The organism is Leuconostoc sp. XM4, from assembly GCF_055698815.1.
The window spans coordinates 1,914,892-1,938,469 of sequence record NZ_CP134507.1 but is presented as its reverse complement, the minus strand read 5'-3'; the positions used below and the strand labels follow the sequence as shown (position 1 = coordinate 1,938,469).

Sequence of the window (23,578 nt, the reverse complement as noted above, 5' to 3'; positions counted from 1 at the left end):
TTGTATAAATTCGGGATATAGCTGTATCTAACGCACCATGTTATGGCTTGTCTGAAGTATTATCATATTAATCATGACACCCTGTGGTAAAATAGAAGATATGATAATCAGAAGGAAGTAGCACGTGAAACGATTTTTTAGTTTTAAAAATTTACCAATATTCTTTCAAAACACTAAACTAAGTACAGTGGCATTTCTGTTACTTGTATCAAGTGTAATGAGTGTTATTTTTGCTATGCTTTTTAATATAACATTTGGACTTATTTGGTTGGCAATAGTTATTATTGGATTAGTATTTAGTGCACAAGCTTTCAAAGAGGTTAGTGAAGATGCACAAGAGTACTTGTCTGGCTTGGGGTATCGAATTGCACGTAGTGAACAAGAAGCTTTAATTCGAATGCCGATTGGCATTATTCTGCTTAATCAAGATAAAAAAATTGATTGGATTAATCCATATATGCAAGCATATCTAGACAAAAGAGATGTGCTTGGATTAGAATTGTCGGAGCTAGATAATAAATTGGCTCTAGAGATTGATAATTATGCCGATGCTTCCGAGACGAATACAATCACCTGGCAGGGTAGGCAGTTTTCGTTATTTGTTCAACAAAACTTACGGGTCATTTATTTGATGGATATCAGTGAGTATGCTGCGATTACTAAAAAGTATGAAGATCATCAGCTGTTCAGTGGGTTAATATCGGTTGACAACTACGAGGAAGTCACTGATGGTATGAGCGAGTCCGAAACGTCTACTTTACGGACATACGTGACACGCGCATTGTCTGATTGGGCACTCGAACATCATATTTATATCCGCCGTTTGAATACACTGCATTATGTCATGTTTGGTTATCAGTCAGCCCTTCAAGAAGCTGAGGAAGATAAGTTCAGTGTCCTAAAGGACATTCGAGAAGCAACGGCACAACAGAACTCACCTGTGACATTGTCGGTCGGAATAGCATATGATGACACAGATATTAATAAGCTTGCTAAAATGGCCCAGACGAACTTAGATTTGGCCTTGGGTCGTGGTGGTGATCAGGTGGTTGTGAAATCTGAAAAGGCAGCGGCACGTTTTTATGGTGGTGCAAGCAATCCGATGGAAAAGCGTACCCGTGTCCGGGCTCGCATGGTATCACAAACTATTGCTGAACTAATGGAGCAGGCTGATAATATTATGATTGTCGGACATGCAATGCCGGATTTAGATGCAGTTGGCTCTGGATTGGGTGTCTGGCGTACGGCCCAGACAAAAAATAAACCAGCTTTTCTTGTGTTGGACGAAAAACATGTGTACAGCGATATCCAGCTACTGTTAGCTGAACTTCGCAAAAAGCCAGCAGAATTTGTGGCACCAGGATCAAATATTGATGATTCTATCGTAGATGAAGCGCGAGCATTGAAGCTAGTACGTGATAATACTTTATTGGTATTAGTTGATCATGCCAAAGCAAGTATTTCTGGTGCACCACAGTTACTCGAGAGGTTAGCCAACCGTGTAGTTGTGATTGATCATCATCGTCTAGCCGAGCAAGGTTTAGATGAAAAACCATTGATGTCTTATATAGAGCCATATGCATCATCGACATCAGAACTAGTTGTTGAGTTGCTGCAATATCAAGATCAGTCACATGCACCAATTACAAAGCTAGAATCGACGGCGATGTTAGGTGGCATACAGATTGATACTAAAAACTTCACTTTGCGTACGGGATCACGTACGTTTGATGCTGCTAGCTATTTGCGTGCTAACGGAGCTGATAGCAACTTGATTCAGTCATTTATGAAAGAGAAGTTTTCGGATTTCAAATCGCGAAGTCATTTGGTTAATTTAGCAGAGATTCATGAAGGAAATGCTATTGCTGTTGGTGATAACAAGGATATCTATTCTGGTTTGCTTACTGCACAAGCTGCGGACGAACTTTTGCAGATTAGCGGTGTGTATGCCTCATTTGTGATCACTAAACGTCAGGATGGACGGGTTGGTATTTCAGCTCGATCAACTGGGGAACGTAATGTTCAACGTACAATGGAGGCCCTTGGCGGCGGCGGGCATTTATCTAACGCAGCCACCCAAATTGCTAATGTAACAACCGAAGAAGCCAAACAACAATTATTAAATATAATTGCGGAACAATCAGAAGATTAACATAGGGGATTAAAAAATGAAAGTAGTATTTTTAGAAGACGTTAAAGGTCGCGGAAAAAAAGGAGAAATTAAGGAAGTACCTGATGGGTATGCCAATAATTTTCTAATTAAAAATAAGAAAGCGGAGCCGGCTACAGGCAAAAACTTGGGCGCAGTTAAGGGGCGTCAAAAGGCTGAAGAAAAAGCGGCAGCCGAGGAACTAGCTGAAGCGAGAAAATTAGCAGATTTTTTTGCTAACGAGAAGACAGTTGTTGAGCTAACTGGCAAATCAGGAACAGATGGACGTTTATTCGGTGCTGTTTCAACAAAACAAATTGCGGCTGCCTTAGAAAAACAATATCAAATCAAAATTGATAAGCGAAAAATGGAACTCAATCAACCAATACACGCACTTGGTTATACAGATGTACCAGTTAAATTACACCGAGAAGTGACAGCGCAATTGCGTGTTCATGTAAGCGAGGGTTAATATGGATAATCCGGTATCAAATGAATATCGGCAAGTGCCGCAAGATGGTGATGCTGAACGCGCAGTTCTCGGATCCATCTTTTTTGCTGTTAAGTCAGAAAATGCGATGGTTGAAGCTAGTGCAATCTTGGTACCTGAGGATTTCAATAAATTAGCGAACCAAACTATTTTTAAAGCCATGCAGGCATTAGTGGATGAAAACCGTCCAATTGATATGTTGACAGTGCAAGATAAACTGAATAGTATGCATCAACTTGAAAACGTTGGTGGCATGGCTTATCTGGCAGAAATATCAGAGTCAACAGCTTCATCCGCCAATTTGAAGCATTATGCAAATATTGTTCGAGAAAAATCTGTTTTACGAAAAATGATTGATACGTTAACGAGAACAATGTCGTTGGCTTATGATGCTGCAGAACCAAGTGAAGATTTATTAGCGCAATTATCACGTAGTATTGATACCATTGCTGAAAATCGTGGTGATGAAAACTTTAGGAAAATTAAAGATGTACTGCAGGAATATCAAGCTAATCTAGACGAAGCGGTTAAAAATGATAGTGATGTTGTTGGTTTATCAACAGGATATCCTGAAATGGACAAAATTACACATGGCTTTCGAAATGATCAGATGATTGTTTTTGGTGCTCGCCCAGCCGTTGGTAAAACAGCTTTCGTGTTGAATATCGCTCGTAATGTAGCCAAAAATGAAAAAGTGCCTGTCGTTATTTTTGAAATGGAGATGAGTGCGACAGATATTGTTGGTCGATTGCTTGCGGGTGAGGGGTCAATTGATTCTAATCATTTAACCACAGGGCAGATGACGCAAGAAGATTGGCAGGCGTTAACACTTGCTATGCAATCATTGGCGCAAATGAAAATTTACATGGATGATACTGCTGGTATTAAAATTAATCAGATTAGTGCCAAGCTACATCAATTGGAACGTGATTTGTTAAGTGACATGACTCAAGAAGAGCGCATTCAAAATCCGCATCCAATCGGTATGGTCGTAATTGATTATTTGGGCCTAATTGAGTCCAATAACTCTGAAAGCCGTCAACAAGCTGTTTCTGAAGTTTCACGAGCGATTAAAAAAATGGCAAAAGAATTAAATACACCAATTATCGCACTGGCACAATTGAGTCGAGGTGTGGAGCAACGTACTGACAAGCGCCCAGTTTTGTCAGACTTACGTGATTCGGGTTCGATTGAACAAGATGCTGATGTTGTCGCGTTTTTGTATCGAGATGATTATTCACGTGGCGATTCTGAAGATGGTGACGGGGATCCGCGTGAAGAACAAGAAGCGGTGCCGATTGAAATTATATTTGAAAAAAACCGAGCCGGCGCTCGTGGTACAGCTACCTTGATGTTTAATAAACCGACATTCAAGTTTAATGCTATGGCACCGCTATATCGGAATGATATGAACGCTGGAGCGCCTGATGTTAGTCCAGGGTGGTAAGTAGATAACAGTCAAGTAACTATATAAGATCCATTTATAAACTATCTTAGTTTACGTTAGATAGTAAAATACACAGTAAATTAAAAAAGCACTAGTATGAGATGCTCGCTTAAACAGCAGAACAAGTACTAGTGCTTTTTAAAATAGATATTGTAGTGTTGAGATGAACAAAATGATAATCAAGTATAATGGTATACCACGCCTGAAATTTTGCCAATCTGCAGCTGATAGGTTAAACCCAAGTAACAGGCTACCGATAATTAAAATAACGAATGTGTTTCTAATATATAAACCTGGTACCCATATAAATTTTATGAGTGAGCAAATAGCAGCTGTTACACCTACTATTGGCGCGATGCTGATAAAGATATTGCCAAGTTTTTGATAAAAACTACTGGGATTATATTCGCGGTTGACATAACCTAGCACACCATCGTCACTAATTTGCCACAAACGAAACTCAGTAATATGATGGCGAAAAATAATGGCAACAATTAGATGACTCAATTCGTGTATTACCACACCAAAAAAACTTAGAATAGCAGTTATCGTATAAGATGTGTGAATTGTCAGCCACTGCGATAATAAGCTAGACAAAAAACTAATTGACCAAGCAATTATGATAGGTAAAATCAAAAAGTAACCAATATTTTGCGCAAATTGAAGTGAAAATTCAGTCATGCTCTAATAAATCTACAAATTCGGCACCAACTAATGATGCAACATCACGCGGATTGATTTTATCTGAACGACTTAACTCGCCGCCACTGACAAGAATGAAAGGTTGCTCAGCAGCGCTGAGATCAAAATAAATAGGGAAATGCTTGTTCTGCCAGATTCCAACAGGGTTATTAGCGCCGTGAATATAACCAGTCGTCCTTTGTAATTCTTTAAGAGGTAACATGGCCACTTTTTTATTACCTGATGCAGCTGCTAACTTTTTTAGTGACAGATGTTTTGTGATAGGTAACACTGCTACAATGGGCCCAGTTTTATCCCCATGTGCGGCGAGTGTTTTATAAATGTCATCATGTTTCACGTGAAACGTTTCCAGGATTGCATCGCGCTGAACTGGCGTTTTATCCAAGATATTTAGTTCAAGTGGTTCATATTTCACTTTGTGTTTGTCCATGACTTGTTCGGGCAACGTTTTTTTCATTTTCTTTTTACTCATAAGTAATATTTTATCACAAATTGGGTCCACCAATACAATGACTGGTCTGACCAATGTGTGGTATACTAATAATTACTATGTCAGAATCTATCTATGTTACCGTACAAGCGGATCTAAAACAAAAAATTTACCAGGGCGAATTTCCCAACTTAAAATTACCAGACGAACGTTCTTTGGCTGAGCAATATGGTGTGTCACGCTCATCAATCAAACGGGCACTTAATGTACTGGTACAACAAGGTGTTATCTTTAAAAAGCGTGGCAGTGGCACCTTTGTTAATCCGCTTTATCTAAAAAACCATGCAATTTTCCAACATGAAGGATCTAACCTAGGTGTTTCTGATTCGTTTCGTGTTGATGGAAAAGCGCCAAGCATTGAATTGTTGGATTTTCAAGTCATTCCGGCTACAACCGAACAACAACAGGCCCTTTTTTTAAACGAGGGAGATTTTGTCTATGAAATTAAACGGTTACGCCGACTAGAAGGGGTACCATTTATGATTGAACGAGGCTATGTACCTATCAATGTTTTGCCTGGGCTGAACAGAACGATAGTTTCCGGATCCGTTTATGAATATATCGAAAAAACAAAGCACCGCACGGTAACTAAGTCGTTTATGACCATTATGGCTGAGCCTTCTAATGATGAGGACCAAGAGTTGCTAGAATTAACTGCTAACGAACCAGTCGGCATCATGGAAGGCATTTTCTTCATGGATGATGGAACACCGCTAGAATTTTCGACAATGCGTTTACATTATAAGTATCTTCGCTATAATGCCTTCGTGAGTTTAGACTCCGAATAAGTTACAGCATTGGTACGTTCCAATATAATTAAAAAGCCAACCACATTTTTTAAAAACCTGACCCAATTGAACCTTTTCCCTTGAAGAAAAATCTGTAATCGGTTATACTGTAAGAGTAAATAACGGAAGAAGTTCGTGGTTTACGGTGTTTATGATTCTTGCAAAAAATAAGGAGTACTTAATCTCATGGCAGATTTCGATTCAAAAGAGTACTTGGAACTTGTTGATAAGTGGTGGCGCGCAACTAACTATTTGTCAGCTGGGATGATCTTTTTGAAGAGCAACCCATTGTTCTCAGTTACTAATACACCTATCAAGGCTGAAGATGTAAAAGTTAAGCCAATCGGACACTGGGGTACTATCTCAGGTCAGACATTCTTGTATGCACATGCTAACCGTTTGATCAACAAGTATGGTTTGAACATGTTTTACGTTGGTGGTCCTGGTCACGGTGGCCAAGTTATGGTTACTAACGCTTACTTAGACGGCGCATATACTGAAGATTATCCTGAAATTACTCAAGATATCGAAGGTATGAGCCACTTGTTCAAGCGCTTCTCATTCCCTGGCGGTATTGGATCACACATGACAGCTCAAACACCTGGTTCATTACACGAAGGTGGTGAATTGGGCTATTCATTGAGCCACGCTTTTGGTGCCGTTTTGGACAATCCTGACCAAGTTGCTTTCGCAGTTGTTGGTGATGGTGAAGCTGAAACAGGTCCTTCAATGGCTTCATGGCACTCAATTAAGTTTTTGAATGCTAAGAATGATGGTGCCGTTTTGCCTGTCTTGGATTTGAACGGATTCAAGATTTCAAACCCAACTATCTTCTCACGTATGAGTGATGAAGAAATCACAAAGTTCTTTGAAGGTTTGGGTTATTCACCTCGCTTCATCGAAAACGATGATATTCATGACTACGCAACATACCACCAACTTGCAGCAAACATTTTGGATCAAGCTATTGAAGATATTCAAGCTATTCAAAATGATGCACGTGAAAATGGTAAGTATCAAGATGGTGAAATCCCTGCATGGCCAGTAATTATTGCTCGCTTGCCAAAGGGCTGGGGTGGACCAACGCACGATGCAAGTAACAATCCTATTGAAAACTCATTCCGTGCGCACCAAGTGCCATTGCCTCTTGAACAACACGATCTTGCAACATTGCCTGAATTCGAAGACTGGATGAACTCATACAAGCCTGAAGAATTATTCAATGCTGATGGTTCTTTGAAGGATGAATTGAAAGCTATCGCTCCTAAGGGTGACAAGCGTATGTCAGCTAACCCTATTACAAATGGTGGTGCTGATCGTTCAGACTTGAAGTTGCCTAACTGGAGAGAATTCGCTAACGATATCAATGATGATACACGTGGTAAGGAATTCGCTGATAGCAAGCGCAATATGGACATGGCAACATTGTCAAACTACTTGGGTGCTGTTTCACAATTGAACCCAACTCGTTTCCGCTTCTTCGGTCCTGATGAAACAATGTCAAATCGTTTGTGGGGATTGTTCAATGTTACACCACGTCAATGGATGGAAGAAATCAAGGAACCACAAGATCAATTGTTGAGCCCTACGGGTCGCATTATTGATTCACAATTGTCTGAACATCAAGCTGAAGGTTGGCTTGAAGGATATACTTTGACTGGTCGTGTTGGAATCTTCGCATCATACGAATCATTCTTGCGTGTTGTCGATACAATGGTTACACAACACTTCAAGTGGTTGCGTCACGCTTCAGAACAAGCATGGCGTAATGACTATCCATCATTGAACTTGATTGCAACTTCAACTGCTTTCCAACAAGATCACAATGGATATACTCACCAAGATCCAGGTATGTTGACTCACTTGGCTGAAAAGAAGTCTAACTTTATTCGTGAATATTTGCCAGCTGATGGTAACTCATTGTTGGCTGTTCAAGAACGTGCCTTCTCAGAACGTCATAAGGTTAACTTGTTGATTGCTTCTAAGCAACCACGTCAACAATGGTTTACAGTTGAAGAAGCTGAAGTATTGGCTAACGAAGGTTTGAAGATCATTGATTGGGCTTCTACTGCACCTTCTGGTGATGTTGATATTACATTCGCATCTGCTGGTACTGAACCAACAATTGAAACTTTGGCTGCTTTGTGGTTGATTAACCAAGCATTCCCAGATGTTAAGTTCCGTTATGTTAACGTTGTTGAATTACTACGTTTGCAAAAGAAGTCAGAACCTAACATGAATGATGAACGTGAATTATCAGCCGAAGAATTCAACAAGTATTTCCAAGCTGATACACCAGTTATCTTCGGTTTCCATGCTTATGAAAACTTGATTGAATCATTCTTCTTCGAACGTAAGTTCACGGGTGATGTATACGTTCATGGATATCGTGAAGATGGTGACATCACAACGACATATGATATGCGTGTATATTCACACTTGGATCGCTTCCATCAAGCTAAGGAAGCTGCTGAAATCTTGTCTGCAAATGGTAAGATTGATCAAGCTGCTGCTGATACATTCATCGCTAAGATGGATGATACTTTGGCAAAGCATTTCCAAGTTACTCGTAACGAAGGTCGTGATATCGAAGAATTCACTGACTGGACATGGTCACCACTTAAGTAATTTAAAATTATTTTATCAAAACCAACTATTATTTTTAATGGTTGGTTTTTTTATGGCTAAATTGACTACATACTAAACGAAACCATGTAAAAGTACAACACAGTTTATTTAATGAGTTCTTTTTATTTTTTGGTTTGCAACGCAAAAATATAAGCATAACAAGAATAATAAAAACCCCCAATTAGTTAGCTAATTGGGGGTTTTTGTAAATCACCATATCAGCTGCTCATAGTCCTAATGACAATAAGCAGTACAAACATCAGCTCATTGTCGTTAGGTAATAATGACGATGAGGCTGAGAATGAGTTTTGTAGTTGCTGGTATGGTCTTATTCATAGCATTTTCTCCGACGTTTTATTTAACTTAAATTAAATCATATAAGAAATATAATGTCAACCTCACATTTAAATTTCATAATTCAGCTGGATATACCGCGAAACGATTATTAGTTACGGGAAATATTTTGATGGGCTTGGGATAAAACTTAGAAAGCACGTTTTCTGTTAATATCTTATCGCGCGTTCCTTGTGCAAAAATTTCACCTTGTTTAAGCAACATAATATTTTTAAAGATCGGTAAAATTTCCTCGGTGTAGTGGGAGACAAATAGTAAGGTTGGGTGATTAGGTAATTGAGCGAGCTTATTAATTTGTTCCAACAATAATTCGCGGGAGAATAAATCTAAACCATTACATGGTTCGTCAAGTATAAGCAGTTCAGGTTTTCCTAACAAAGCCCTGGCAATTAGCACCAACTGTCGTTGGCCTTGGGATAGAACACGATAAGGTTTATTAATTAACTCATCCCCGCCTAGTTTCTTTAATAGTCCAATGGCTTCGTTCAAGTCATTTTTTTCAAAATCATTGTGAATACCAATGGTACCAAATTTTCCACTCAATACAATATATTGGGCTAGATGATGTTCTGGAAATCGGGATTGTACGGCAGTAGAAATGAGACCAATGCGTTTTTTCAACGCTAAAACATTTGTCTTCCCAAAAGTTTCTCCGAGAACTTCTATGCTTCCGGTTGTTGCCCAATGATTACCATAAATCAATGATAGTAATGTGGTTTTTCCAGCACCATTTAGTCCCATCAGCACCCAATTTTCGCCGCTATGTAAAGACCAATTAATATTTTTTAATATCATTTTGTCTCGTTCAAACGAAACATTTTTCATCGATAATACAGCATTATTTGTCATATACTGCTCTCCTTTGTATTAAAAATAAATGAAATTATAGATTCAGAATATCATTTTTATAATTAGTTAGTTGCTGTGATTACTAAAAATATTCCGTTTTTATATAGGCTTAAATATTCCAAAGTTATATATTCATTTCAGAAATACTGTTGTACCAAGTGATAATTAGTTTTAATATCATTCTCTTTTCATGGTTTTTCCGTTTTTAACGTTGACAGCACTAATTCGATTTGTCACAATACACTTGTTGCTTTGTTAATCAAAATCTAATTTTACTAATTTTCGAAGTGGCTGATAAATTTAAGAAGGGAGTAAGCTATGAAAAATGTAGTATTAACCGAAGGTAAAAATGGGGCACACATACTACTAGATTCTTTAGAGAAAGCAGGTGTTAATAGTCTCTTTGGATACCCTGGTGGAGCTGTTATACCGCTATATGACGCACTATATGAATCATCGCACATCAAGCACATACTTGTTCGACATGAACAAGCAGCTGCTCACGCTGCGGAAGGCTATGCTAAAGCTACAGGGAAACCAGGTGTTGTTCTAGTCACGTCTGGTCCGGGAGCGACAAATACCGTCACTGGTATAGCAGATGCGTTTTGTGACTCTGTACCGCTTGTTGTGATATCCGGCCAAGTAGGATCGGCAGCTATTGGTTCAGATGCTTTTCAAGAGTTAGACATATTGTCAATTACAAGTTCAATAACTAAGATGAGTTACCAAGTTAGAACAGTTGGCGAATTGCCGTTAATTGTTGAAGAAGCATTTAAGGTGGCTGTTTCTGGTCGTCCGGGCCCAGTGTTAATTGATTTGCCAAAGAGCGTGATGTTGGCAAAGAACACTGAAGAAAGTCAAGCTGATATCTGGCTACGTCAAATTGATACGCAAAAACCGGATGTTGATGCTGTTCAGATTCATCAATTAGTAGCGGCTTTGTCTAAAGCTCGTCAGCCACTTATTATTACTGGGGCAGGGGTTTTGAAATCAAATGCACAAGATTTACTACGCACACTTATACAGCACTACCACATACCGACTGTTTCAACATTATTGGGACTCGGAGCAGTTGAATCAGAAAACCCACTATTTTTGGGAATGGTGGGCATGCATGGATCCATAGCAGCCAATCAAGCTGTTGACCAGGCTGACTTTGTTTTAAATATTGGTTCGAGATTTGATGATCGTGTTGTTACGAATGTTGATGATTTTGCAAAACATGCAACCATCGCTCATATTGATATTGATGAAACGGAATTAGGGAAAGTGCTACCAACCGCTCACGCTATACATGCTAGTGCTGACGATGCGTTAAATGCAATCTTGACGGAAATTAAAAATGCCAAAATGACAGATACGTCAAAATGGCAAGAAAGTATTCGTCAAGCGAAAAGAGATTCAATGTTTTACTATCAGAAGTCAGAAACAGCGATTATGCCACAAGCAGTGATTCAAGCGGTTGGCAAAGTTACTAAAGGTGAGGCGGTTGTGGTCACAGATGTTGGTCAACATCAAATATGGGTAGCACAGTATTATCCATTCCAGAATAATTACCAGATGTTGACTTCCGGTGGTTTAGGGACAATGGGGTACGGTATTCCGGCAGCGATTGGGGCGAAGTTTGCAAGACGGGACAAAGAGGTGGTACTTTTTGTTGGTGATGGCGGTTTTCAAATGACGTCAGAAGAGCTAGCAATTTTAAACGATAATGACTTAAATATTAAGATCATATTGTTAAACAACCATTCATTAGGAATGGTGAGACAATGGCAAACACTATTTTATAATGGTCGATTATCTAGTACAGTTTTCAAATCACAACCACAATTTAATCAGTTAGCACAGGCGTATGGTATTAATTATGTTCGAATTGAGAAACCTGAGCGAATGCTTGAAGATTTGCAATTAGCTTTTCAATCGGACAAGTCAGTACTAATTGAAATAATTATTCCTGATGATGTAAAGGTTTTGCCAATGGTTAATGCGGGTGCGCCTTATCGTGACATGATTACCGAGGAGGATGCTTAATGGATAAAACATTTATAACACGTGTGTACAATCGTCCGGGATTGTTAGTAAGGTTTGCGAGTGTGTTGACACGGTTAAATCTGAACATTAAATCACTAATGGTGACGCCAGATGAAGATCAAAAGATTTCGACAATTTCATTTATCTTTGAATCTCAAAATGACAAACAAACAGCAACGGTACGACGTAACTTATTGAAGCAATTAGATGTATTAACGGTAAATGATGGTTTTTGCCATTATTAATTAGAAAATGAATTTAAAATCACGGAGGATTTTATTATGACTACAAAAATGTTTTATGATAAAGATATTGATACAACACCATTGGAAAACAAAAAGATTGCAGTTATTGGCTATGGTGCACAAGGGCATGCTCAAGCGAATAATCTACGCGACTCAGGATTTGATGTCATCATGGGATTGCGCCCAGGAAAATCTTTTGATAGTGCTAAAAAAGATGGGTTCGAAGTTTACTCAGCTGCTGAAGCAACGGCACAAGCGGATGTTGTTATGATGGAAACCCCTGACGAATTACAAGCGGCAGTTTGGGAAAAAGAAGTGGAACCTAACATTAAAGCTGGTTCATATCTTGGATTTTCTCATGGATTTAACATTGTGTATGGTTTGATTAAGCCAAATGCTGACATTAATGTCATGATTATTGCGCCTAAGGGTCCAGGGAACATTGAACGTCGTCAATTCGTTGAAGGTGGTGGTATTCCTTCTTTGTATGGTGTACAGCAAGACCCTACTGGTGACACAGCTGACGTTGCCAAAGCTTATGCTAAGGGTATTGGTTCGGGTCGCGCAGGTATTTTGGAAACAAGTTTTGAAGAAGAAACAACTGAAGATTTATTCGGTGAACAAGCTGTTCTTTGTGGTGGTTTGACACAATTGATTGAAGCTGGATTTAACACATTGGTTGAAGCTGGCTATTCACCAGAATTGGCTTACTTTGAAACATCACATGAAATGAAGATGATTGTCGATTTGATTTTCGAAGGTGGTTTCGAAAAGATGAGACATGATTGCTCAAACACTTGTGAATATGGTGAAATGTTGAATGGCCCACGTATCATTACTGAAGAATCAAAGCAAGGAATGCGTGATGTTTTGAAAGATATCCAAGATGGTACTTATGCTAAGAAGTGGTTGGCAGAATACAATTCTGGTTTGAAGGATTTGGAAAAGATGCGGACAGAGTATAAGAGCGGTTTGTACGAGCAAACAGGTAAGAAGGTTCGTGCTATGATGCCATGGATTTCAGATGCAGATAAGTACTCGACAGCAGCAGATACTGAGCAATTCTCAGCAGCAAAGTAACAAAATGAGAAGCATTGACCGAAATGGCGTGCTTTTCGTACATAAAATGAATTAGTAATTGGAGATGAATACATGACGACTGAGGGAAAGCTAACGGCTGAAGAAATAGATGAGGCGCATCGAGTCTTGTCAAAGGTAGTAACGCATACGCCATTGGCATATGATGACTATCTATCAAAAAAATATAGAGCTAATGTGTATCTTAAACGAGAAGATATGCAACGGGTTCGTTCGTTCAAAATTCGTGGTGCCTACTACAATATCATTAAGGCAGAGAAAGAAAAACTCAATAATGGGGTTGTTGCTGCTTCAGCTGGAAACCACGCGCAAGGCGTAGCCGATACATGTCATAATTTAAAGATACAAGCAACTATTTTTATGCCAGTCACTACACCAAATCAAAAAGTAGAAGCGGTTAAACGTTTTGGTAGTCAATATGTTACGGTAATCCTAGTCGGTGATACCTTTGACGAAGCACAAAGTGCAGCGTTTGAATACACTGAAAAACATAATATGTTCTTTGTAGCACCATTTGATGATCGGCGTACCATGGCTGGGCAAGGAACGGTGGCGGTTGAGGTATTTGAAGATGCTGTAGAGCAAAATATTAATGTTGATTATTTGATTGCTTCTGTTGGTGGTGGCGGTTTAATCGGTGGTCTGTCGACCTATTCTAAAAAGGTATCACCACAAACCACAGTAGTAGGTGTCGAACCAGAAACGGCACAGTCAATGAAAGCGGCTTTTCAAGCTCAAAAACCTACCACCGTCGAGAATATTGATCACTTTGTTGATGGTGCTGCCGTTGCGCGTGTCAGTCAGTTTACCTATAATCAAGCACAGCAGTATGTTGACAAACTGCTGGCTATCCCTGAAGGAAAGGTTGCTCAAGCAGTATTAGACTTGTACACTTATGAGGCGATAGTTGCCGAACCAGCTGGAGCGATGCCTATCGCTAGTTTGGATTTTATGGCCAGTGATATCGTAGGGAAAAACGTCGTTCTAGTTGTTTCTGGTGGAAACAATGATATCGGCCGTATGCAAGAAATGGAACAAAAGGCATTAATGTATAAGGGTCGCCAACAGTTTTACTTAGTTGAGTTTCCGCAACGACCCGGGGCATTACGGCAATTTGTAAATGATGTTTTAGGACCAAACGACGATATTACTCGTTTTGAATATACTAAAAAAATAAACTCTGAAACAGGCTCTGTCATGGTTGGTATTCTGCTGGATCCTGTTACGAAAGTAGATGACTTAACAGCCCGTTTAGCAGCTTTTTTTCCGAAATATATCAATTTGCAAGAGAATACTGTGCTTTTCAATATGTTAGTTTAGGAAAAGAAAAAAACTTGATTTATTAAATCAAGTTTTTATTTCATAGCGGTAATTTCAATTTCTAATTTAGCATTTTTAGGTAAAGCAGCTACCTGAACGGCTGAACGGGCAGGAAATTCCTCAACCGAAGTTGTATCGAAGTATTGTGCGTAGATATCATTAACTAATGCAAAGTCTGCAATATCATCAAAAAATAATGCAGCTTTTACGATATCATTTCGTGAAAATTCAGCTTCGTGTAAGATGTTATCAATGTTATCAAAAATTTGATGTGCTTGTTCGGCTGTCGTAGCGCCAGCAAATTCGTCGGTTTCTGGATCAATACCAATTTGTCCAGAAATGTACAATGTATTGTCATTTAGAATAGCTTGCGAATAGGGTCCGAGTGCTTTGGGCGCTGTAGTTGTTGAAACGACTTTCTTTGACATGGATAGTGTCCTCCTGGTTGATATTTTAATCTAAAAATCTATATTATGCAATGTTTGTAGAATAAAAAAACGAAAAGATGAGAATAAGAAGGAAAAATTATGATGTATAAATTAGCAATATTAAAAGGCGATAAAGAATCTAGCAGTGTAATTGACAGAGCCTTGGGCATCATTAAGTCATCTGTAAATGATTCAACTGCATTCGAGGTGACGGAACTTCCTTTTGGTGTCAACGCAGTACTTTCATTTCATGAACCGTTACCAAACCAGACGCTTCGCGAATTGAAGAATTATGATGGCATTTTGGTTGGCGCACTGAACCAAGAGGTGGGGACGGATAGTTTACTAAGCGTACAAGAATCGCTTGTGGCATTGAGAAAATATTTAAACATCACACTTGCTTGCAAAGCAGTTCAAATTTCTGATAATAATGTTGATGCCTCACCACTCAAGAATCAAATAGTCAGGGATACGGATTTTATAATTGTACAAAGTGCTAAGAGGGCTAATGATCACGTGGATGGTAATATTTCGGTCGATGATTTCGCACAAGACACAATAACGTATGAACAACGTGAAGTTGAACAAGTTATCACGGCGGGGTTTGAGCGAGCGATGAATCGAAAAAGGGCGGTCACAATCGTCACCCCTTTTGATTCGTTTTATACATCAAAAATATGGGCACTAACTGCTGAAAAAATTGCTAAAATATATCCCGATGTTGTTGTAAACTACGTATCATTATCATGTGTGATATCAACTATTATTCAGCAACCAACTAGCTTAGATGTTGTTGTTGCTCCTAAATGGGTTGACCAGATTTTAAATGAAGAAAGCCAAAAAATTACGGGTCTACCTGAAACAGTGCCGGTATCTATGAAAAATAATAGCGGGCAAATGCTATATCAGTTACCACAAATCAATGTAGATGATAAGAATTTGATGATGACAGCTGGGGAAGGCACAGCTAAGCTTATTTTAAAAGAATGTTTTAAACATTATGATAATTTGCAAAAAATTGGTGTCTAATCACCAATTTTTTGTTGTTTATAATGCAATTAATAATATACAAATTAATGTTTTGAATGCGCTGCTGTTTGGTATAATAATAGTATCCCTAAAAATGGAGTCAAAACATGTCAGAGATAAAAATTGTGTCTATCGATATTGACGGCACATTGATTAACGATGAGCGTCAAATTCCGTTAGATGTAAAATCTGCAGTTCAACAGGCACTTGCACAAGATGTCAAAGTTGTTATTACAACCGGTCGACCACTTCCTGGTGTTCGCAATATATTAGACGAGTTAGGCATTGTAGGCAGCGAACAGTATGTCATTACACATAATGGTGGCTTAATGCAAACTGCTGATGGCTCTCAAATTTTGTTTCATGCTGCACTAGATTTGGCAGAGTATAAAGAGCTAAATACCTTTATGCGTGAGCAAAAGACGTATATTCAAGCTGAGGATCAGTTCGCGGCTTATACGACCAATCGTTTAATTCATCGTTGGGCTAGTTTTGAAAATTCTCTTGTAAATTTGCCGTTACATATTGTTAATAATGACAATGAGCTGGAGCATGTTGAAATTATTAAGGGCATTGCCAACGCTGAATCTGACGATTTGGATAACGTACAAGCGAATGTGCCAACAAGTATTTCTGACAAAATGTCAGTGATTCGGTCAACTGCCAATAACCTAGAGTTTATCAACAAAGATGCTTCGAAAGGCAATGCACTTGAAGCTCTGGCAAAAGCATTAAATGTTGATATTAAAAACACAATGGCAATTGGTGATCAAGAAAATGATTATTCAATGATTGAGCGCGCAGGATTAGGTGTTGCCATGGGTAATGCAATTGAAAAAATTAAAACAATAGCTGACATCGAGACAGCAACAAACAATGATTCCGGTGTAGCGCGGGTCCTAGAAGAATATGTTCTTTAAAAGATAGTTGTATTTTAGTTTTGACACAGCTGAAGTTATAATCTGTGTAGATTACTTAATTTAAAATATTCCGATATATAAGCCAAGGAGGCAAAAAAGATGAACGTTCTGTTAAATGGTAATAAAGTTGCATTGGAAGGCGATCCCCTTAAAGTTGGTGATGAGGTGCCTCATTTCAAATTAGTTGATCAAAACAATGAAAAAGTTAAGACGGCCGATTTGTTAGGAAAAGTGACGTTGCTTTCTGTCGTTCCGGATTTAAATACAGATATTTGCTCATTACAGACACGTCGATTTAACCAAGCTGTGGATCAATATACAGATGTTAATTTTGTGACTATCTCCACAAATACAGTAGCAGAGCAACGTGATTGGTGCGCAGCTGAAGGGGTACATAACATGCGTATGCTTTCAGATGAGCAAGAATCATTTGGATACGCAACTAAGTTATATGTACCAGACACTGGTTTTGACACACGATCGATTTACATTATCGATGCGGCAGGCGTGGTCCTTTATTCGCAAATTGTACCAGAAATTTCTGATGAACCTGATTATGATGCAGCTTTGACAGCATTATCAAATGTCATAGCATAATATCTTATTTAAAACTTGTAATAAGACCTGTATTTAAATGTTTTTTTTGGTAAAATGAATACAGTAATACTACAATAGCTACCTATAAAAACTCGGAGTTAGACATGCCAGAACCTAAATTGAAACTTTTTTCACTCAGCTCAAACGAACCACTTGCGCAAAAGATTGCCGATTCGGTTGGTGTTCCGTTGAGCCGTATTTCCGTTAAACGCTTTGCTGATGGTGAAGTGCAAATTAACATTGAGGAAAGTATTCGTGGCGATAATGTTTTTGTTATTCAATCGACTTCAGCACCCGTGAATGATAATTTGATGGAGCTATTGATTATGATTGATGCATTGCGTCGTGCAAGTGCAAATCAAATCAATGTTGTTCTGCCGTATTATGGCTACGCACGTCAAGATCGCAAAGCGCGTTCTCGTGAGCCAATCACAGCTAAGTTGGTAGCTAATATGTTAGAACGTGCCGGAGCTACACGTGTATTAGCATTAGACCTTCATGCCGCTCAAATTCAAGGTTTCTTTGATATTCCAATGGATCACCTACAAGGCGCCCCATTATTAGCAGATTATTTGATTGAATCAGGCATTGCTGATAAAAAAAATGCGGTTGTTGTTTCCCCTGACCACGGTGGGATGACACGCGCGCGTAATTTGAATAATATGTTGGAACTTGAGTCACCAGTTGCAGTGATTGATAAGCGCCGTCCAAAACCAAACGTGGCTGAAGTTGGTAGCATTGTTGGTGATGTTGAAGGTAAAACGGCTATCATGATTGATGATATGATTGACACTGCTGGAACGATAACGCAAGGTGCTCAACTTGTTATGGAACACGGTGCCAAAGAGGTTTATGTAGTAGCATCGCATGCTGTTTTCTCCGGGCCAGCCATTGAACGTCTACAGAATTCAGTGTTTAAAAAAGTTATTCTAACTGATTCAATCAATTTACCAGAAGATAAGAAATTTGAGAAATTAGAAATTGTTTCTGTTGGAGAGCTGATTGGTGAGGCAATTACCCGTATTAGCAAAAATGAGGCGATTAGTTCTTTGTTTAAAAATCGCTTCTACCGACGTGGACATTAATAAAATATTGTTGCATTTTTATGAGAACAAGTGACATTGCTTGTTCTTTTCGTTTACCCGAAATGTTATAATGAAAAGAAACGACACATATACGATAGGAGTTCTGCCATGAGTAAAGTATTAGTTGTGGACGATGAAAAACCGATTTCTGATATTATTAAATTTAACCTAACCAAAGAAGGCTACGATGTAGTCACCGCTGCGGATGGGCAAGAAGCATTAGATATGTATAATGATGAAAATCCTGATTTGGTTTTACTAGATCAGATGTTACCAGAAGTAGATGGTATCGAGGTTTTGCGTCAAATCCGTTCTAAGTCAGATGTGCCTGTCATCATGGTGACCGCTAAGGATAGTGAGATTGATAAGGTTCTTGGTTTAGAAATGGGAGCCGATGATTATGTCACTAAACCATTTTCTAATCGTGAATTGGTTGCACGAGTTAAGGCTAATTTGCGAAGTCGAAAGTCTGTTTCGCAAACTTCTGAAGAGACTTTTAATAGTACAGAAGATATTCACTTAGGTGATTTAGTAATCCATCCCCAAGCCTATATGGTTTCAAAGGATGGTGCTGATATTGAGTTAACGCATCGTGAATTTGAATTATTATATTATTTAGCACAACATATTGGACAGGTGATGACACGTGAACACTTGTTACAGCAAGTTTGGGGCTATGATTATTTTGGTGACGTACGTACAGTAGATGTTACGGTTCGACGATTACGTGAGAAAATTGAAGACAATCCTAGCCATCCTAATTGGCTAGCAACACGCCGTGGCGTCGGATATTATTTACGCCCATCAGAAGAATAAATGAATGAAATTTAAGTTTACGCGTACATAATGAGGGGAAGAATGCTCGCCATTGAGCATAATGAAGATGACGTCAATTACTAAATTTTTCCAATCTATTCGTTTTCGCATCACACTTGTTTTTGTGCTGCTAATGATTATCGCACTCGAACTTTTGGGTGCTTTTTTCGTACGCCAAATGGAACGTCAGAACTTAAGAACATTCCAACAACAGATCACCTTACCTAAATATGTTACTGATCCAATTAACACTGCTTTACGTAATAGTAACTCTGATGAAGGCAATCATGAAATCCAAGACGTTTTGTCAGGATTAAACAATACCAACATTGAAGAAGTACAAGTTATTGATAAAACTGGAACAATTCGAGGAACGACTTCTGTATCAGGTCAGCAAACGATCAGCCAAAAAACGACCGACATTAATGCACAAAAGGCGCTTGCTGGGGACCAGTCGTATGTTGCCACTCGAACGATCAATGAAAACGGCGAGCGTAAAGAAATCATGACGACACCTCTAGGGGTGTCTACGGGGAGATTAAAAGACGTCTCCGGTGTTATTGTTGTAAAAGCCAGTTTATTGCCAGTATATAAGAATATTAACAGTGTCATGCGACTGTTTATTATTGCTGGCTTGATTGCACTAGTTGCCAGTGTGGCGCTGGCCCTATTTTTAGCAAGAACCTTGACAAGACCAATTGAACAAATCAGTGAACAGACGACTAAAATCGCTGAAGGTGATTACTCGATGGTGAATCACATTTATGGTTCTGATGAGTTAAGTCAATTGGCATTATCGGTTAATGATCTATCTACGCGTATCGAAGAGTCAACAGAAACAGTCAATGCGGAGCGTAATCGTTTGGATTCGGTTTTGACACATATGGCGGATGGTGTTTTAGCGGCTAATCGTCGTGGTGAAGTCACCATTATTAATCAGGCTGCAGCAGATTTTGTAGGGGTTAACCGGGAAGATGCCCTTGGACAAAATGTTGTTAGTCTCTTACGTTTGGAGGGCAAACGTACATTACGTGATATATTGGAAAATCTAAATGATTTTAGAGTAGACTTATCAGATGATAGTAAAGAACTGTTAGTCCAGACCTATGTTTCTTTGATTAAACGCCAATCTGGTTTTATTTCTGGATTAGTTGTGGTCCTACATGATATTACCGAGCAACAACGTATAGATTCTGAACGGCGTATGTTTGTTTCCAATGTATCGCACGAATTAAGAACACCTTTGACTTCAGTTCGATCCTATGTGGATGCTTTGGCAGAAGGCGCTATTGATGACCCAGAAATGGCACAAAACTTTTTGGGTGTTGTTCAAGATGAAACACAGCGTATGATTCGAATGATTAATGATTTGTTGGAGTTATCGCGTCTAGATCAAGGCACGATGGAGGTCAAGCTAGAAGTTATTAATTTAAACAGTTTGTTTAACTTTGTTTTGAATCGTTTTGATATGATTTTGGAAAGTGACGCTAAAAACGAAAACACAATCACTAAAAACTATAATATTTTGCGTGAATTTACCAAGGAAGATGTTTGGGTTGAAGTTGATCCGGACAAGTTTACTCAGGTATTAGACAATATCATGAATAATGCGGTGAAATATTCACCAGACGGCGGCACCATAACAGCCCGACTGATTAAGACAAAAACACGTGCAATCTTAAGCATCTCTGATCAAGGGCTAGGCATTCCAAGAAAAGACTTGGATAATATATTTAATCGTTTCTTCCGAGTTGATAAATCAAGGTCCCGTGCGCAGGGTGGAACAGGGCTAGGATTGGCTATTTCTAAGGAAGTAGTTGAAAAGTTTAATGGTCGTATTTGGGTTGATTCAGTTGAAAATAAGGGCTCTACCTTCTATATTTCGTTAGCTTATGTTGACGAAGAACCGGAGGACGATTGGGATGCAGAATAATCGATCAGTCCAAGGCGTTATGATAAATATTTTATTGACGATTGCTATTATTGTTTCTATTGTACTAACTGCATTAATATTCATTTCAGCAGGCAGTCAAGAGGCGCCAACACAAACGGATCAACAATCGCAACAAGCTTCCGAGTTGTTTAGACCTACGAACTACATTGTGAATGATAAAAGTGGCAAACAGCATATGGTTATGCACACCACGAATGCGCAATATAAAAGTATTCATCAGTATTTAGCAAATTCTAGAATGACGAATCCTACGCAAAGAAAAGCAACTAATAAGCAGATTAGTCAATTACTGGATAAAACGCAAACTGCCTTGTATCACTATCCAGACGTTGTGCCAATTGAATATTTTAATTCTTATTATTCTCAGCGTGTATCAACGCATAAAAGTTTTAACTTTAACTATGTTGTTGTGCCACTTAACCATTCTAAAAAAGCATATTTTGTGAATACACAGTCTAAAACGATTACGACAGTTACTATTAGCAAAATTGATACAACTGAGGCATGGAAGGTCGCTGCTCGGTTGCCCAAAGCTTTAACGGTAAACTTTAAAGTGGTTAACGGACATGTGATGTTGAACTACCCAAAAGAGTTTAAATTACCTGTGTACTCTTATTTAGTGAATCATCGTGATCCAACGACTTATGTATCAGCACTCTTAGGGACTACAAATCAGTTAACCCAGACCACTGAGAACAATAAAAAAATTTATACTAATAAATACAGTAATCAACAAATCATTTATGATCCAGATTTAGAAACAGTGACCTTTACAGATAATCGAACGACTGGTACATTACAGCGCAGCTATTACAATCGGTTGAATGTCGGTTTTTCGCAAATTAATTTGTTACAGTTAGATCTCTCTGATACGCGCTTTTACCAGAGCCGTGATAATGGGAAGGATATTACTTATCGAACGTTTGTTGAAGGGCTACCAGTTTATTACCAATCAAAAACTGGTGCTATTCATATGACGTTAGATAAATACGGTAACCTAACAAGCACCTATTCGCTAAATGAGTTGGGTGTGCCGGTTCCTAATACGCAAGAAGATGTTACTTTACCAAAAGCAGCAGATGTTTTGGCTAAGTTACAACAAGCTGGTGTCAAAAGTAGTGAGTATTATTCTATTGCACCAGGCTATGAATGGTTGGCTAACAAAGAAAATGACGTTTCAGTCAACATGAATCCTACATGGATGATTGAAACGCCAACGGGTTGGATGAGCGTCAATACGTTTCTAGCTAATCGAGAATAGTTTCCAATTAGGATGATTCAGGGTTCTGAAAACTATGAAAGGAGAAATACGTTTTTATGCAATTTAGACGACTAAAAATATTAATGACGATGTTATTCATCTTTTTGGACGTGTTTCTCTTTTTTTGGTGGCGTAGTAATCAGAGACCAAGTATTAAAGTAACCGACGCCAATGCGAATATCATTAGTGAGATTAAAAATCAAAAAATAAAAGTAGCTAACTTTAGTACTTCGGTTACTTATGCTAGTTATTTAGCTGGTAAACGATCAAATAGTTTAATGTCAACGATTGATAAGTTGTCAAACTTCAATGCAAATATTAATAATCAGACGCTCTACGTGACTTTCAATAAAACATCGCAACTAGGTAGAGGGAATACTAGTAGTAGCAGTAGTGGTAAGAAAGCTGCGGCGGATGATGTTGAGGCGTCAAAGATAGCACGTAATGCAGGATATCGATATAATCCTATTCTGTCTAAAGTTAATGTGAAAAATCGTGTAACCTATTCTCAGTATATTGATAATTTGCCGGTCATCGCTAAACAAGGGCTGATGATCTTTAACAAAGATAAAGACCGTAAGGTAACTGATTTTACACAAACTAAAATAACTAAGGTTACAGTATTGCGCGATGAACGTGCAACAATTACAGAGGAAGCCGCAATTGTCGCTCTCTATAAATTCAATGAGCTAAATAGTGGTGATAAATTATCAAAAGGCGCTCTATCATATGATACATCGGTAAAGGTTAATGGCTATGACATTTATTTACCGGTATGGGTATTTGTTGTAACACACGCAAATGGCAGCACAGGGATTTTGAAAATCAATGCCTTTACGAGCGACAATTTATCAGAATAATTTAATTTTTGCTTAACTTCAAATTGATAAAATAAAA

General features: G+C 38.6%; 21 protein-coding genes. 17 read left to right on the top strand and 4 right to left on the bottom strand.

Annotated elements, in window-relative coordinates:
* Nucleotides 1-124 precede the first annotated feature (124 nt).
* From RHP64_RS09775 to dnaB, 3 genes are read left to right on the top strand one after another with little or no spacing between them, the layout of a single operon-like run.
* Nucleotides 125-2,152, top strand: a complete 2,028-nt coding sequence (locus RHP64_RS09775; RefSeq protein ID WP_462785049.1) for a DHH family phosphoesterase — start codon at nt 125-127, stop codon at nt 2,150-2,152.
* Between the two features lie 16 nt (nt 2,153-2,168).
* Entirely contained in the window at nt 2,169-2,621 is a 453-nt protein-coding gene (rplI, locus tag RHP64_RS09770) for a 50S ribosomal protein L9 (RefSeq protein WP_011680501.1), read from the top strand.
* Nucleotide 2,622: 1 nt separating this feature from the next.
* Nucleotides 2,623-4,086, top strand: coding sequence for a replicative DNA helicase (gene dnaB, locus RHP64_RS09765; protein ID WP_002815498.1), 1,464 nt, complete (start codon nt 2,623-2,625; stop codon nt 4,084-4,086).
* A gap of 138 nt (nt 4,087-4,224) precedes the next feature.
* Here dnaB and RHP64_RS09760 read toward each other — a convergent pair whose 3' ends face one another.
* Both RHP64_RS09760 and RHP64_RS09755 read right to left on the bottom strand, forming a co-directional pair.
* On the bottom strand, nt 4,225-4,767 hold the full coding sequence (locus RHP64_RS09760) for a hypothetical protein (protein WP_025268552.1): 543 nt from the start codon (nt 4,765-4,767) through the stop codon (nt 4,225-4,227).
* Nucleotides 4,760-5,260, bottom strand: a complete 501-nt coding sequence (locus RHP64_RS09755) for an aminoacyl-tRNA deacylase (protein ID WP_025268551.1) — start codon at nt 5,258-5,260, stop codon at nt 4,760-4,762. The genes RHP64_RS09760 and RHP64_RS09755 overlap by 8 nt, the downstream gene beginning before the upstream one ends.
* A gap of 77 nt (nt 5,261-5,337) precedes the next feature.
* Here RHP64_RS09755 and RHP64_RS09750 point away from each other — a divergent pair, with 77 nt between their 5' ends.
* Both RHP64_RS09750 and RHP64_RS09745 read left to right on the top strand, forming a co-directional pair.
* The gene (locus RHP64_RS09750; RefSeq protein WP_011680498.1) at nt 5,338-6,066 is read left to right on the top strand and encodes a GntR family transcriptional regulator; all 729 of its coding nucleotides are present in this window, start codon (nt 5,338-5,340) and stop codon (nt 6,064-6,066) included.
* Nucleotides 6,067-6,252: 186 nt separating this feature from the next.
* Nucleotides 6,253-8,694: a phosphoketolase family protein gene (locus tag RHP64_RS09745; RefSeq protein ID WP_014325202.1), complete on the top strand. Its 2,442-nt coding sequence runs from the start codon at nt 6,253-6,255 to the stop codon at nt 8,692-8,694.
* A gap of 411 nt (nt 8,695-9,105) precedes the next feature.
* Here the strand turns inward: RHP64_RS09745 and RHP64_RS09740 are convergent, their stop codons facing one another.
* Nucleotides 9,106-9,897, bottom strand: coding sequence for an ABC transporter ATP-binding protein (locus RHP64_RS09740; RefSeq protein ID WP_025268550.1), 792 nt, complete (start codon nt 9,895-9,897; stop codon nt 9,106-9,108).
* A 318-nt stretch (nt 9,898-10,215) separates the two neighbouring features.
* On the opposite strand from RHP64_RS09740, the gene ilvB reads away from it, so the two are divergent.
* The 4 genes from ilvB to ilvA all read left to right on the top strand — a co-directional run bounded on the left by ilvB (nt 10,216) and on the right by ilvA (nt 14,591).
* Nucleotides 10,216-11,928 carry a biosynthetic-type acetolactate synthase large subunit gene (gene ilvB / locus RHP64_RS09735; protein ID WP_025268549.1) on the top strand — a complete coding sequence of 571 codons (1,713 nt, stop codon included), beginning with the start codon at nt 10,216-10,218 and terminating at the stop codon, nt 11,926-11,928.
* Nucleotides 11,928-12,173, top strand: coding sequence for an ACT domain-containing protein (locus RHP64_RS09730; RefSeq protein ID WP_010296022.1), 246 nt, complete (start codon nt 11,928-11,930; stop codon nt 12,171-12,173). The genes ilvB and RHP64_RS09730 overlap by 1 nt, the downstream gene beginning before the upstream one ends.
* A gap of 36 nt (nt 12,174-12,209) precedes the next feature.
* On the top strand, nt 12,210-13,253 hold the full coding sequence (gene ilvC, locus RHP64_RS09725; RefSeq protein WP_025268548.1) for a ketol-acid reductoisomerase: 1,044 nt from the start codon (nt 12,210-12,212) through the stop codon (nt 13,251-13,253).
* 72 nt (nt 13,254-13,325) lie between these two features.
* Nucleotides 13,326-14,591: a threonine ammonia-lyase IlvA gene (gene ilvA / locus RHP64_RS09720; RefSeq protein WP_014325198.1), complete on the top strand. Its 1,266-nt coding sequence runs from the start codon at nt 13,326-13,328 to the stop codon at nt 14,589-14,591.
* A 35-nt stretch (nt 14,592-14,626) separates the two neighbouring features.
* Here the strand turns inward: ilvA and RHP64_RS09715 are convergent, their stop codons facing one another.
* Complete coding sequence (locus RHP64_RS09715; RefSeq protein WP_002815709.1) at nt 14,627-15,019, bottom strand: RidA family protein; 393 nt, start codon at nt 15,017-15,019, stop codon at nt 14,627-14,629.
* Nucleotides 15,020-15,118: 99 nt separating this feature from the next.
* Between RHP64_RS09715 and RHP64_RS09710 the strand changes: the two genes are divergently transcribed.
* The 8 genes from RHP64_RS09710 to yycI all read left to right on the top strand — a co-directional run bounded on the left by RHP64_RS09710 (nt 15,119) and on the right by yycI (nt 23,541).
* Nucleotides 15,119-16,048, top strand: coding sequence for an isocitrate/isopropylmalate family dehydrogenase (locus RHP64_RS09710; RefSeq protein WP_223825238.1), 930 nt, complete (start codon nt 15,119-15,121; stop codon nt 16,046-16,048).
* Nucleotides 16,049-16,155: 107 nt separating this feature from the next.
* Nucleotides 16,156-16,968, top strand: coding sequence for a Cof-type HAD-IIB family hydrolase (locus RHP64_RS09705; protein ID WP_014325196.1), 813 nt, complete (start codon nt 16,156-16,158; stop codon nt 16,966-16,968).
* Nucleotides 16,969-17,067: 99 nt separating this feature from the next.
* Nucleotides 17,068-17,565 carry a thiol peroxidase gene (tpx, locus tag RHP64_RS09700; protein ID WP_002815705.1) on the top strand — a complete coding sequence of 166 codons (498 nt, stop codon included), beginning with the start codon at nt 17,068-17,070 and terminating at the stop codon, nt 17,563-17,565.
* 104 nt (nt 17,566-17,669) lie between these two features.
* On the top strand, nt 17,670-18,650 hold the full coding sequence (locus tag RHP64_RS09695; protein WP_011680491.1) for a ribose-phosphate diphosphokinase: 981 nt from the start codon (nt 17,670-17,672) through the stop codon (nt 18,648-18,650).
* Between the two features lie 108 nt (nt 18,651-18,758).
* Nucleotides 18,759-19,466 carry a response regulator YycF gene (gene yycF / locus RHP64_RS09690; protein ID WP_010281559.1) on the top strand — a complete coding sequence of 236 codons (708 nt, stop codon included), beginning with the start codon at nt 18,759-18,761 and terminating at the stop codon, nt 19,464-19,466.
* Between the two features lie 67 nt (nt 19,467-19,533).
* On the top strand, nt 19,534-21,399 hold the full coding sequence (walK, locus tag RHP64_RS09685) for a cell wall metabolism sensor histidine kinase WalK (protein ID WP_025268546.1): 1,866 nt from the start codon (nt 19,534-19,536) through the stop codon (nt 21,397-21,399).
* Nucleotides 21,389-22,681 (top strand): hypothetical protein, encoded by a 1,293-nt coding sequence (locus RHP64_RS09680; protein WP_025268545.1) that lies wholly within the window; start codon nt 21,389-21,391, stop codon nt 22,679-22,681. The genes walK and RHP64_RS09680 overlap by 11 nt, the downstream gene beginning before the upstream one ends.
* 56 nt (nt 22,682-22,737) lie before the next feature.
* Nucleotides 22,738-23,541, top strand: a complete 804-nt coding sequence (gene yycI / locus RHP64_RS09675) for a two-component system regulatory protein YycI (protein ID WP_010289058.1) — start codon at nt 22,738-22,740, stop codon at nt 23,539-23,541.
* The last annotated feature ends 37 nt before the right edge of the window (nt 23,542-23,578 follow it).